The organism is Spirosoma pomorum (assembly GCF_054776615.1).
Genome location: NZ_BAAHBP010000029.1, coordinates 158,576 through 171,258 on the forward strand (window position 1 = coordinate 158,576; position 12,683 = coordinate 171,258).

Annotated in this window: 10 protein-coding genes; 5 read left to right on the top strand and 5 right to left on the bottom strand. The window is 52.7% G+C overall.

What is annotated here, in order from left to right; translation table 11 throughout:
• Positions 1-69 precede the first annotated feature (69 nt).
• A complete protein-coding gene (locus tag ACYVAD_RS18155; RefSeq protein WP_461140937.1) occupies positions 70-1,914 on the bottom strand; it encodes a hypothetical protein in 1,845 nt (614 codons plus the stop codon).
• A 102-nt stretch (positions 1,915-2,016) separates the two neighbouring features.
• Between ACYVAD_RS18155 and leuS the strand changes: the two genes are divergently transcribed.
• On the top strand, positions 2,017-4,917 hold the full coding sequence (leuS, locus tag ACYVAD_RS18160; RefSeq protein WP_461140938.1) for a leucine--tRNA ligase: 2,901 nt from the start codon (positions 2,017-2,019) through the stop codon (positions 4,915-4,917).
• Positions 4,918-4,991: 74 nt separating this feature from the next.
• Here the strand turns inward: leuS and ACYVAD_RS18165 are convergent, their stop codons facing one another.
• Positions 4,992-5,489, bottom strand: coding sequence for a cold-shock protein (locus ACYVAD_RS18165; protein WP_461140939.1), 498 nt, complete (start codon positions 5,487-5,489; stop codon positions 4,992-4,994).
• A 356-nt stretch (positions 5,490-5,845) separates the two neighbouring features.
• Here ACYVAD_RS18165 and ACYVAD_RS18170 point away from each other — a divergent pair, with 356 nt between their 5' ends.
• From ACYVAD_RS18170 to ACYVAD_RS18180, 3 genes are all read left to right on the top strand, one after another.
• Positions 5,846-7,006 carry an acyloxyacyl hydrolase gene (locus ACYVAD_RS18170; RefSeq protein ID WP_461140940.1) on the top strand — a complete coding sequence of 387 codons (1,161 nt, stop codon included), beginning with the start codon at positions 5,846-5,848 and terminating at the stop codon, positions 7,004-7,006.
• A 122-nt stretch (positions 7,007-7,128) separates the two neighbouring features.
• Positions 7,129-7,605: a DUF2306 domain-containing protein gene (locus tag ACYVAD_RS18175; protein ID WP_461140941.1), complete on the top strand. Its 477-nt coding sequence runs from the start codon at positions 7,129-7,131 to the stop codon at positions 7,603-7,605.
• A gap of 46 nt (positions 7,606-7,651) precedes the next feature.
• On the top strand, positions 7,652-8,524 hold the full coding sequence (locus ACYVAD_RS18180) for a glycerophosphodiester phosphodiesterase family protein (protein WP_461140942.1): 873 nt from the start codon (positions 7,652-7,654) through the stop codon (positions 8,522-8,524).
• Between the two features lie 122 nt (positions 8,525-8,646).
• Here the strand turns inward: ACYVAD_RS18180 and ACYVAD_RS18185 are convergent, their stop codons facing one another.
• On the bottom strand, positions 8,647-9,153 hold the full coding sequence (locus ACYVAD_RS18185) for a hypothetical protein (protein WP_461140943.1): 507 nt from the start codon (positions 9,151-9,153) through the stop codon (positions 8,647-8,649).
• Positions 9,154-9,223: 70 nt separating this feature from the next.
• Complete coding sequence (locus tag ACYVAD_RS18190) at positions 9,224-10,468, bottom strand: sulfite oxidase (protein ID WP_461140944.1); 1,245 nt, start codon at positions 10,466-10,468, stop codon at positions 9,224-9,226.
• A gap of 227 nt (positions 10,469-10,695) precedes the next feature.
• On the opposite strand from ACYVAD_RS18190, the gene ACYVAD_RS18195 reads away from it, so the two are divergent.
• Positions 10,696-11,694 (top strand): glycoside hydrolase family 43 protein, encoded by a 999-nt coding sequence (locus ACYVAD_RS18195; RefSeq protein WP_461140945.1) that lies wholly within the window; start codon positions 10,696-10,698, stop codon positions 11,692-11,694.
• Between the two features lie 98 nt (positions 11,695-11,792).
• Here ACYVAD_RS18195 and ACYVAD_RS18200 read toward each other — a convergent pair whose 3' ends face one another.
• Positions 11,793-12,683 carry an SDR family oxidoreductase gene (locus ACYVAD_RS18200; protein WP_461140946.1) on the bottom strand — a complete coding sequence of 297 codons (891 nt, stop codon included), beginning with the start codon at positions 12,681-12,683 and terminating at the stop codon, positions 11,793-11,795.

Below are 12,683 nucleotides of genomic sequence, written 5' to 3' on the forward strand. Positions count from 1 at the left end.
CATACGCGGGCGGGCTTTTTACTAGTCTAATACGCTAGGAGTTCCAGCAATGTTGCGGTGGGTTCTGACTTATTTCCCGGCGTCGGAAACGGTAGCTTGTAATGGAATAAACACGACCCGCCCGGCGGCCGGAAAGCGCGTTTGCGCGATGGGTTGACCGTAGTGCTGGTAGAAACCGGCGACCTGCTCGGGCGTCAGTAAATCTGGATACAGGTTGATACCTGCGAAGTCATTCTGCCGCAGAAAATGATCCAGAAAGAGCCAATCCTGGCTGGTAAATACCCGGCCGGGCGTCAGGAGCCGGGGCCAGCCATCGCGCAGAAAAGGTTGGATCTGATCCGGCGGTAGTCGCCCGAAATACTGCCCTACGCCACTTTTATCGTAAAACCGTCGGAACGTAAAAACGGCATTCTGCTGATCGTAGTAGGGACAAAGTCCTTCGGGGGCGCCAATGCCATCGGCGCCAATTGTGCAGAACGGGAAATCAAGTACAGCAGCGCCGGGTTGCTGCCGAATCGTAGCGCAATACTGTAATACGTCATCGCCAACCGTGTCAAGCGGAATATACAGGCGGGGTCGAAAGCCATGTGTCCACTCCATCACCATAAGCAGGCCTAAAGAATAGACTGCCCAGCGAGAGGTTCGGCGATCCGGCCAGCGAACGGATAAGGCCAGCAGCGTGAACAGAACCGGGTAAATTAAACTGGCGCGGCCACCGTGCCGATTAAAACTAAACCAGGGGAATAATTTTAGCGTCGGGAATGAAACCGGATGGTAAAACAGACAAAGCAGGAGCATCAGCACGATGGGTAACCAAAGTAGCACCTTCCGGCGCGTCTGCCAAAGGCTAACCACTCCCAGAATGACCAGGTAAAGTCCCGGACTTCCCTGACCGTAGCTCTCAAACGTATCGTGCAGCCAGCGCTGGTACGGCACGAAAAACGAATTTAATCCCGGCAGGTGGGGGATCAGTAAGCGAATGGGATGCGACCACGCCCGGGTTTCGGGTACTGCCCCATAGTCTGCCTGCCAGGCCGTGAACGCGATCTGGAGCGTCAGGGGCAAGTATAACCAGAGAGTAAATAGAACCCCGCTGATCAGCACCCAAATGCGCCATTTTTGGGTCTGATACTGGTGCTGGACGTAACTCTTAACTACCTGAAACCCGTCTGCCAGGGTGCGGTTCCACTGGTAGAGTGATATCACTACGACGGGTATGGTCAAGGTCGTAAACGTCAGCGCAAAGCCCGCTACGTAGCCTAGTTCCTGCCCCAGAACCAGTACGTGTAACCAGATCCAGACCAGCAGATAGGGAAACGTAACAACACGCCGATTTAGTACTGTCCACAGCAGTCGGTAGGTTGCGATCATGCATAAAACCGTCCAGTGGCCTACGCAGACGTTCATGTGAACGGGGAATTTGTAGAGGGCGTAAAAATTGAAGATGGACAGAATCAGCCCAGCAACAAACGCTTTCGCCGAACCTGCCACAGGACGCAATAACCCGTATGTGCCCAAAGCGGTAACCGTCAGGCTGTAGACGTAATAAGGTTGGAGGTAGGGGCCGGGGCCGTCAAACAGATGGCGGCAGATGGTGTACCAATAATCCCGCTCAAAACCCCAGTCAAGAAAGACACTGTTAGTGCCGTACGGGTAGAAGGTTTGGTTGTTGACTAAGTTAAGGTGCGGGAACGGCCAGAGCGATAGATTCTTGCCGAAAAAATAGCCAACGTACTCAAACTGATCGGTGTCGTTGCCGTCGGAAAGTGGGTGACTAAAATCGCCAATCACCCAGATTGCCAGCCCAGATGTTAATAGAGCAAGCACTACCGACCAGCGCCAATCGGTTGACCAACGCCAGTACGTTGGGACAGTACGGCGGGACACAGGATCAACGGATTCGGGGAGGGACATGGGGCATTGTCGGCATTGAACTAGGCAAAAGTCTTGGTAAACGGCTATTTTTGCAATTCAATTTGCGGAGCCGTCCCGCCGAGGGCTCCAACTTACTCCGTCATGGCCGAATACAATCACCGCGAAACCGAGCAGAAATGGCAGCAGTTCTGGGATGAATACCAGACCTACCGCCCCGAAACCGACACTACCAAACCAAAATATTACGTCCTCGATATGTTTCCGTACCCCTCGGGGGCGGGGCTGCACGTAGGACATCCGCTGGGCTATATTGCGTCGGACATTGTGGCGCGGTACAAGCGGTTGAAAGGCTACAACGTTCTGCACCCAATGGGCTTCGACTCGTTCGGCTTACCGGCCGAGCAGTACGCCATCCAGACGGGACAGCACCCGGCCGTAACGACGGAAGCTAACCTGGCGCGCTACATCGAGCAGTTGAAAAATATCGGCTTCAGCTACGACTGGTCGCGGGAGGTACGTACATCGGACCCGTCGTACTACAAGTGGACGCAGTGGATCTTCATGGAATTGTTCCGGTCGTGGTACAACAAAGAAACCGACCGGGCTGAACCAATCGAAACACTAGTCGCCAAGTTTACCAAAAATGGAACCACGGGTGTGCAGGCTGTCAGTGACGATGACGTTACGTCATTCTCCGCCGACGAGTGGAACGCGCTGAGCGAAACGGAGCAGTACGCCATTACGCTGAAGTACCGCCTGACGTTCCTTGCCGATGCCGTGGTAAACTGGTGTCCGGCGCTGGGAACCGTATTAGCCAACGATGAAGTAAAAGACGGCGTATCGGAGCGGGGTGGTTATCCGGTGGAGCAAAAGCTGATGCGGCAGTGGATGATGCGAATCACCGCCTACGCGGATCGTTTGTTGACGGGCCTTGATACCATCGACTGGACCGAATCCATTAAAGAGCAACAGCGCAACTGGATTGGGAAATCGGTTGGGGCTAGTGTGAAGTTTCCACTTAAGGAGGAGGAAAGCAGTAAAGGAGGAGAGGAGAATGAAAACTCATCCGGCAACTCCTCTTCTCCTTTACTGCTTTCCTCCCTTCCTCCTTTCATTGAAGTCTTCACCACCCGCGTTGACACCATCTACGGCGTTACGTTTATGGTGCTGGCACCAGAGCATGAGCTAGTACCAAGCCTGACTACACCGAAGCAACAGGAGGCCGTGGAAGCGTATATCAATGCGGCTAAAATGCGCTCGGAGCGGGACCGGATGGCCGACGTAAAAGATGTTTCGGGCGTGTTCACGGGCAGCTACTGCACTAATCCTGTGAGCGGTGAGCCTGTTCCGATTTACCTGGCCGACTACGTTCTCGCCGGGTATGGCACAGGGGCGGTGATGGCCGTTCCGTCGGGGGATCAGCGCGACTGGAATTTTGCCAAGCATTTCGACCTGCCCATCGTGCCGGTGCTGGATGCTCAGAAGGACATCGATCAGCAAGCCGATAATACAAAAGAAGGCCACTACATCAACTCAGGCATTATCAACGGTTTGACCTACAAAGAGGCTACCGCTACGTTGATTGCCTGGCTGGAGGAACGCGGGTTAGGCCGAGGTAAGGTCAACTTCCGGATGCGCGACGCGGTGTTTAGTCGCCAGCGCTACTGGGGCGAGCCGGTACCAGTCTACTTTAAGGATGGTGGTGACGGCAAAGCGTTACCGTATCTGCTGGACGAAAGCGATCTACCGCTTGAACTGCCCGCTATCGACAAATATCTGCCTACCGAAACGGGTGAACCCCCGCTGGGTCGAGCCGAGGGATGGAAGTATAAAAACCAATATGACTACGAACTGAGTACGATGCCTGGTTGGGCGGGCTCGTCCTGGTATTGGTATCGGTACATGGACCCGAAGAACAACAATGAATTCGCGTCCAGAGAAGCCATCGATTATTGGCAGAGTGTAGACCTGTATATTGGTGGTACCGAGCACGCGACGGGACACCTGCTTTACAGCCGCTTCTGGAATAAATTCCTGAAAGACCGGGGCTATGTGCCGCAGGAGGAACCGTTCAAAAAGCTCATTAACCAGGGCATGATTCAGGGGCGGTCGAACTTTGCCTACCGGATAAAAGGAACGGGTGTTGAAGGGAAACCACCGGTATTCGTATCGTTGAATCAGATTGGTGACCGGGACGTAACACCCCTGCACGTTGACGTGAATATTGTCGACAACGATGTATTAGACGTTGACGCGTTTAAAAAATCGCGTCCGGATCTGGCTGAAAACGCTGAATTTATTACCGAGCCTGATGGTAAATACATCGTCGGGGCGGAAGTGGAGAAGATGTCGAAGTCGAAGTTCAATGTCGTCAATCCCGATATGATCGTGGAACGCTACGGGGCCGACGTACTACGGATGTATGAGATGTTCCTCGGGCCGCTCGAACAGGCTAAACCCTGGAACACGAACGGCATCGACGGTGTGTATCGTTTCCTTCGGAAATTCTGGCGTCTGTTCTACAAAGACAACGCTACTGGAGAAAGCCAATGGATCGTTACGGACGAACAGCCGACTCCGGCTGAATTGAAAGTCCTGCACCGGACGATTCAGAAGGCGGAGAACGACATTGAAACCTATTCGTTTAATACGTCGGTGTCGGCGTTCATGGTCTGCGTCAACGAGCTGACGAGCTTGAACTGCCACAAGAAAGCGGTGTTGCAGGAATTAGTACTGCTGTTGTCACCTTACGCGCCACACATTACGGAAGAACTGTGGGCCGCGTTGGGCAATGAGCCCGGGTCGATTTCAAAGGCTGAATTTCCAAAATTCAACCCGAACTACCTGATCGAAGACTCATTCGAGTACCCGATTCAGATTAACGGAAAAGTTCGTACGACAATGAGCTTCGCCGTTGACCGGGCACCGAAAGAAATTGAGGGCGAGGTGCTGGCTGACGAAGTGGTGCAGAAATGGCTGGAAGGCAAATCACCCAAGAAAGTCGTCGTTGTGCCGAAACGAATTGTGAACGTCGTGGTCTAATCGATGCCACAGAGCTGATACCAAGACGGGCAGACGATCTCAGGATCGTCTGCCTCTTTTTTTTACTCGGTAACTTACTGAACGTTTGTATCCGTCTGGGGCTGAGTGGCTGGTTTGTTAGCCACTGCTTTCTTTACCCGAACAGCACTAGGACCTTTGGGGGTTGACTCAAGTTCGAACGTAACCTTATCATTCTCCCCGACGGGGTCTACCAGTCCATTCATATGGACAAAAATGCTCTGCTGGGTCTGTAAATCGCGGATAAATCCGTAACCCTTGGCGGAGTTGAAGAAGGAGACAATACCCTGTCTGACCGTTTCCTGAGGTAAATCCGATTGTTTGGACACACTGATCTGGATGTCCTGCTGGTCGACCTGTCTTGCCTTACGGGGATCGGGGGGCGTGGTTGATATGTTCCCGTTTTCGTCTACATAGGCGATCATCTGGTCAAAACTTTGCCCTTTGCTGCCCGATGCTTTACGTTCTTCCCGTTTTTCCTGTTTGTCTTTCTGTTTTTTCTGCCGTTGTTTTTCTTTTTCCCGCTTATTAAAGGTTTCGTTAGATGCACCCATTTATATATGGTAGTTTAAATGTTAACCTCAGATCGCCTGTGTACCTCCGCGACTGGGCATGGTTTACACGGCTGCATACCGTGCAACCGTGCTGAAAAGTGATTGGCAATACGCCGTGTAGGAACCTATGGGTACAGACTAGGAGACGCTTATTGAAGAAGCACTTTATTAAACAACCGTCAAAGTAAAGGGTAAGTTCTCTTCTTAAAATTTATAAAACAAACACTGGGTCGGTAACTAAAATCTCTGTACTACACCCCTGTTTTTGGTTATGTTTGATGGTTGGAATAAACTTATTCTGTCCAAATACCTAATAAGTCCCCACTCATTACGCTTGACCACCCTCAATACAACCCATGCGGAAACTTTTACAGCGCTTCATTTTATCTCCTCACTCTGCTCAAAAAAATACGTTACCACCACTATCCGGGTCACTGGGCTTACTTTTTCTGCTGCTGATTGGACTGCCTATTTCGCGCAGTCAGGCACAGGCGGACAGCTCCCGTAGTTCTGAATTCAGTGTCCGGCTTCATTACGGCCTGAGTGTGCCGAATCTGGGCCCTGCCACGACGGGAAAAGTCCCTCTGGGAATAGAACTAAACTATAGCTGGTTGAAACTGAGTCAGCGTTCCTGGGAGCAGTGCAATTGCGTGGCTAAAGCGGGCGTTTATGCCAATTACTATACCTTCAAAAGCCCGGACGTACTGGGACGCACGGCGGGTGCCGGACTATTTTTCGAACCACTGATTCGCCCCGATAAACGACTATCTTTCGGGGTACGAGCGCAGATGGGCTTGACGTATCTAAACCGACTGTACGATCCGGTCACGAATCCCTACAACGATCGGTTCAGTATGCCAATCAGCAGCATGATCGGCGTAAGCGGCCAAAGTTATTACCGATTGACAGATCGCCTGACGCTAAATGTGTCGGCGCATTACAATCATATTTCTAACGCCGGAACCCGATTGCCTAATCAAGGTGTCAACCTGCCAAGTCTGTCTGCCGGCCTAACGTACATACCCAAACGGGCTAATTTTGATCAAATCGAATCGTTCACGCCCGCTCCGCTGACCAAGCGGGCTTTTCTACGGGCGCTATTAGTTACTTCCGTTCGTGTACTGCCTAAAACGACGACAGAGCCCGAGATGGCCTTACCACTTTACGGCACTAAGCTGGTGGGTGGGTACCGGATCACTCGCAAGCATGCTTTATCCGCCGGGGCCGAGTTCATCGACGATCACTATTTTAAAGAGCAGCTAAATCGGTGGGGAGCTGGCGCCCTAGATAATCGGCAGGTGACCATACTGGCTGGGTATGAGTTCTGGCAGGGACGCTACACCTTCACCGCGCACATGGGCTGGAACGTAGTATTGCCAACAGGTTACAAGCCAACGACCTACCAGAAATATGGCCTCCTGTATCAGTTCCCGGTAGGGTTGACACTGGGTTTTGACGTAAAAGCCTACGGCGACGACACAAAGGGGTTTCAGTTGATGACGGGCTGGACATTTTAGGGACGCCCTGTTTAATCGCGCTGCAAACCCGGTTTACACCGCGGTGAAGCTATTTCGTCGCAATTAAGCAGGACGGTTTTTGGGGGTTGACTAGCTTTAGCTCACTAACGAATTCACTGCTCATGACACACTCGCCAATCGGTCTTCTGCACCTTATTTCTGCCCTGGTTGCTCTGGTAACCGGCTCCATTGTTTTACTTAATACCAAAGGCGGTCTATTTCACAAGCGGGTAGGTTATGTTTACGTAGGCAGTATGATTGTCCTGAACGTAACGGCCTTTATGATCTATCGCCTGTTTGGTACGTTCGGTCCGTTTCATATTGCGGCTCTATTTAGCTTGACCACGATTATTGGCGGGATGCTACCGGTTCTTTTGCATCACCGCGTCCGTAACTGGCTGATCTGGCACTATTACTTCATGAACTGGTCGGTGGTGGGTTTATTTGCCGCCTTCTGGGCCGAAACTCTGACTCGCACTCTACCGATGGGTCAGTTCTGGCCGGTGGTGCTGATCGCTACAACGGTGACGACGAGTATTGGCGCTTACCTGATCCGGAAAAACGCCGTTCGCTTTTTGCCTGTCCCTAAATCCAAGTAATGTTTATAGGACGCCTGCCAGGCAAAACTTTTGTTAGTTTTGCCTGATGAAAAACTGCATGATTGTTGGGCTGCTGGCGCTTTCTATAGCTGCCTGTTCGCCTAAAACGCAACCCCGCATTTCTACGGGGGGCGCCTACGATTACTTCAAATACACCGCTGGGCAACGCGCCAAGATATCCGTGCACCGGGGTGGTGGTGATTTGAAAGGATATCCGGAGAACTGTATCGAGTCGTTTCAGTACATGGCCCAGAAAATTGGTACGCCAAAGGAGCCTGTCATCATTGAATGTGATATTGATCTGACGAAAGACAGCGTGCTGGTGATGATGCACGATGCAACACTGGATCGCACGACGACCGGTACGGGCAAACTCATCGAAAAAACGTACGCTGAACTGACTCCAGTCCGGCTGGAGGATAACATGGGCAACGTAACGCCCTATAAAATTCCGACGCTGGAAGATGTGCTGCGCTGGGGGAAAAATAAAGTCACGTTTACGCTGGATGTCAAACGGAACGTATCGTTCGAGAAGGTAGTCGATATGGTACATAAAACGGGTACCAGTGACTACGTAGCCGTTATCACGTACAACGCGCAGGATGCGGCCAAACTGCACAAGCTCGACCCGAACCTGATGATATCTGTTACAATCCGGAATCAGGCGGAGTACGATCGGTTGCACGAACTGGGCATTCCGGACAATCGGATGGTGGCATTCGTGGGCGTTAAGGAGCCCGAGGCATCGCTATACGCGTTTCTTCATCAAAAAGGCATTGCCTGCATTCTCGGAACGCTCGGTAACCTCGATAAACAGGCGGCTGCCAAAGGGAATCAGGTCTATAAAAATTTCGCGGTTAATGGCGCCGACATCATGTCTACCGATCGTCCATTAGAAGTCTGGGAAGCGATAAAGTGATCTGTTGAGGTCAGCCTCAGCTGCTGGGCTACGCTAACAGCCTAGTATCCCTTATAAACGGAGTCGCCCCGTTGATAGCAGCAAAAGCTATCGCGGGGCGGCTCCGTTTTAAAAATCATTGGTTAGCGCGTGTGCCATTTGGGCGGATCGAGGGGGAGCCGTCGGCCATCAAAATTGACCGGAAGCGGACCGTAGTGTTTCACCAGATAATCCAGGATTGGCTTCTCGGTTTCACCCAGATCCCATAGTTTCTGCGTGCGCTGCATCCAGCGGATACGCTCCACCCACTTATCGCGGTCGAAATGACTTTGCAGAATCAGCTTGCTGCTGTGGCAAACGGTGCACTGCCCCTTGACCAGCACCATGTTATCGTCGACCGCTAGCCCCGTCTCAGCATCGACCATAACACCTTTTGGGTCGACGGCCGTGGCGGCCGCTGGTAATGTTCCGACGGCGGTTGGGGTAACCGTTGTTGATTTAGTTTCCTTCTTCGTTGAAGCCGGGCGGTGCGTAGCACGCGCTTTCGGAGCGGTTTTCCTGGCCGGAACGGGTTGCTGGGCTACCCATGCGCATAACAGCCACACACACAGGCTGGCGATCAACCAGCGGTAGTTTGTTGTTTTGTTCATTGAATTGTATGAGCGAATCATTTTTCATTCGTTGGTATTACTGCCAACCTCGTGAAGGGGCTGGGGGTAACTAAACAACCTTCACCGCAATGCGGTGGCAGGCGTTGTTGATGTATCCTTCAGGATTCCACTGCGGCATCACCATCGGCTGCGACACACCTTTATCGTCGGTGGCGCGCGCCCAGACTTCGTAATAACCCTGCGTTGGGAAGTTAACTTCGGCGGTCCAGTGCTGCCACGCTAGGCGGTTTTTTGGGGCCTTCAAATCGGCCTTCTGCCAGGTTTCTCCGAAATCGGTTGAGACATGCAGTTCCTTGGCGACACGGTCGCCCGCCCAGGCGTGCCCCCGCAAGGACAGTTTCTGCCCCATTGGCAGTTCGAGTCCTATCTGCGGGAACGTAATGACCGATTTGATCGGCATCGATTCGATGATTTTGAACTGATCAGCCGGTGGGTCAACGCCCGGCTGTACCGGATGAATGGGCACGCGGTAGCTTTTGCCCGTCATCTTGGCTCCGTCGTGGACTTTGTTACGTACGGCAATCGTGTGAAGCCATTTGCCCGATACCGACGCAGGCCAGCCGCCAACGACCAACCGCAACGGATAACCGTGCACCAGCGGAATGTCCTGTCCGTTCATGGCCCAGGCCACCAGCGTTTCGTCTTCGAGGGCTTTGGCAATGGGGACGCCCCGCGAAATAACCGCCTGCTTTGGATCACGGCTGAGATGTAAATCCTGCCCATAGTAGCCGATGTAGACCGCCGTATCGCTGAGGCCCGCGTCGGCCAGAATATCCTTCAGCCGGACGCCCGTCCACTCGGCGCAGCTAACGCCCCCTTCAGTCCACTGATTCCCCGCCGTTTTGGGGAAATAACCCGCCCGGCCATTACCGCCACATTCCAGAACAAGCTGATACGTATGCGACTTGAATTTAGTTTTCAGCTCGTCGAGCGTATAGGTTTTTTGGGCTTTTACTGATTCACCATTGATGGTTAACGTCCAGTTCTTTACGTCGATACTCTCGGGAATCAGGCCGTTATTCCGGATAAACATTTTGTCGGCGGGCGTTACCGCATCGTCGAGCAGATAGGCGGGTGTTTCGACATTCCAGGGTTTGTCGTTCAGTACGACCATGTTCTTGTGCTTACTCGCCATCGGGTCGATCTGGTCGAACGCCAGCGGCAGGTAATGCTTCGGCATCCGGTCGGCAAAGACGATGTTCGTACCCAACAGGCTCGTCAGCGTCGCCAGCGACGATGTTTTCAAAAAGCCCCGCCGGTCGAAGAGCGAAGACTTGGATTGGTTGTGTTCCATAAAAAATGAAGCAAAAGGCTAGGCAATTTACTGAAAAGTGGCTTCAGAAAGCAGTATTTGCCAATTTGAAATTGTTAAGACCCACAACTGCTATCGATCAAGTAGCTCTCGATCCGAAAGGGTAAATGCGCCAGGCTGGCTATAACGGGTAAAAAATAGGGGCCAGTGCTTTACAAGTATACGGTCGAACCAGGCCGGACTCGGTCATCAATCGAAGCCATTAATGTATGAGATTACAAAGTTTGCTTTTGTTCTGTCTGCTCTGGGTGAAAACGCTGTACGCGCAGGAAAATCGGATACAGACCATTCGAAAAAATGTGCCGCTGGATTCAATCCGGCTAAGCGATCCGTTTATCCTGGCTGACAAGAAGACGAATACGTATTACATGACCGGCACGGGTGGAATGCTCTGGAAAAGCCCCGACCTGAAACAGTGGGAGGGTCCGTATACGGTTGCGCAAACTGATCCTGACTCGTGGATGGGACCGAAGCCGATGATCTGGGCGGCTGAACTGCATGCCGTCAACGACAAATACTATTACTTCGCTACGTTTACCAACCGGGCCGTCAATATCGACACGGTTGGTAAAAACATCATCGAACGCCGGGCCAGCCATATCCTCGTCAGCAGCAAACCCGATGGACCGTACGTACCGATGCGCGACGATACATATCTACCCGCCGACAAACCCACCCTGGATGGTACGTACTGGGTGGATAAAGACGGGAGACCGTACATGGTGTACTGTTACGAATGGTTGCAGAACAACAATGGGACAATCGAAAAGATCGAACTGAAGCCGGACCTGAGCGGGAGCGTCGGGACGGGGAAACTGCTGTTCCGGGCCAGCGATTCGCCCTGGAGCCGCGAAAAAGATTCGACTGGGCGCGACCGCCCGAATAAAGTTACTGATGGCCCATTTCTGTTCGTAACCAAAAGCGGTCGGCTGGGCATGCTCTGGACGAGCTGGATCTACGACGTCTACACGCAGGGGGTTGCTTATTCAAGAAGTGGTACGCTGGATGGGCCGTGGGTGCACGAAAAAGAGCCGATCACTCCGCCTAACATTGGTCACGGAATGCTGTTTCGTACGTTCGACGGTAAACTGCTGCTATCGGCGCACAGCCACAAGAGCGTAAACGGCCGGACGATCCGCATTCCACGCCTGTTCGAAGCGGATCTGTCGGACAACAAATTGATACTTGGTAAATCGTACACCCCTTAAATTATTTTTAGTTAAGGCGTGCTAATACGTAACAAAACAATCGGAGATTCCTGATCATCAGGAATCTCCGATTGTTTTGTTAATCGTACGGCCTGGCGTTAGTGGTCGAAATAAAAACCAGCTTTCATGTCGTCGAAGAGAGTAGAACCTGATGGCGTCCAGCCTAGTTGCTCCCGCGTTTTTTGGTTCGACGCAGGACTGTTCATGCTGGCAAAAAGCGCCATCCAGCCGAAATGACGGGCTGCTTCGTCGGGCGCTATTGACACAACGGGTAAGTTCAGGTGGTCGCCGATTAGTTCTGCAAGCTGCCGGATTGGCATGCCGGTCTCTGCGGTTCCGTTGTAACGGCTACCTGCCTTGCCGTTTTCCAGTACCAACCGATACAGACGGGCTACATCGAGCCGGTGTACGGCGGGCCACTGGTTTGTACCGTCGCCAATGTAAGCCGAAACGCCTTTCTCGCGAGCGATGGCGATGAGGTTCGGCACAAAGCCGATATGATCGCCGGGGCCATGCACGGACGGAGCCAGCCGGATAACTGACGTTTTTACGCCTAAATCGGTCTGTGCAATTGTGACGGCTTCCGACAGCCGAACCGGTGAGGTCGATACGTCGTTCTCCGTGATCAGGGAACCGTGGCTCGGTTTTATTCCCAATAGCCCACTGGTGCAAATCAATGGCCGGTTCGAGCCAGCCAGTACATCACCGAATGCTTCGATGATCTGCTTGTCCACAGCGGCTGCCGCGGCAAAGTTGTTGAAATCATGGATGAAAGCGGTGTGGATAACGGCATCGGCTGCTGCGGCCCCGCGCTTCAAGCCGTCGATGTCGTCGAGGTTACCCATGAACGGTTCGCCCCCGGCTTCGGTTAGGGCATTGGCCGATGATGCGGACCGTACGACACCAACGACTTGATGGCCGGCACTAATTAATTCCCGGGTAACAGCGGAGCCAACAAATCCAGAGGCTCCTGTAAGAAAAACGCGCAT

What these genes read in the sequence shown, in the direction of transcription:
- ACYVAD_RS18155 (WP_461140937.1), bottom strand. Translation starts at nt 1,914, where the DNA reads ATGTCCCTCCCCGAATCCGTTGATCCTGTGTCCCGCCGTACTGTCCCA.
- leuS (WP_461140938.1), top strand. Translation starts at nt 2,017, where the DNA reads ATGGCCGAATACAATCACCGCGAAACCGAGCAGAAATGGCAGCAGTTC.
- ACYVAD_RS18165 (WP_461140939.1), bottom strand. Translation starts at nt 5,489, where the DNA reads ATGGGTGCATCTAACGAAACCTTTAATAAGCGGGAAAAAGAAAAACAA.
- ACYVAD_RS18170 (WP_461140940.1), top strand. Translation starts at nt 5,846, where the DNA reads ATGCGGAAACTTTTACAGCGCTTCATTTTATCTCCTCACTCTGCTCAA.
- ACYVAD_RS18175 (WP_461140941.1), top strand. Translation starts at nt 7,129, where the DNA reads ATGACACACTCGCCAATCGGTCTTCTGCACCTTATTTCTGCCCTGGTT.
- ACYVAD_RS18180 (WP_461140942.1), top strand. Translation starts at nt 7,652, where the DNA reads ATGAAAAACTGCATGATTGTTGGGCTGCTGGCGCTTTCTATAGCTGCC.
- ACYVAD_RS18185 (WP_461140943.1), bottom strand. Translation starts at nt 9,153, where the DNA reads ATGAACAAAACAACAAACTACCGCTGGTTGATCGCCAGCCTGTGTGTG.
- ACYVAD_RS18190 (WP_461140944.1), bottom strand. Translation starts at nt 10,468, where the DNA reads ATGGAACACAACCAATCCAAGTCTTCGCTCTTCGACCGGCGGGGCTTT.
- ACYVAD_RS18195 (WP_461140945.1), top strand. Translation starts at nt 10,696, where the DNA reads ATGAGATTACAAAGTTTGCTTTTGTTCTGTCTGCTCTGGGTGAAAACG.
- ACYVAD_RS18200 (WP_461140946.1), bottom strand. Translation starts at nt 12,683, where the DNA reads ATGCGCGTTTTTCTTACAGGAGCCTCTGGATTTGTTGGCTCCGCTGTT.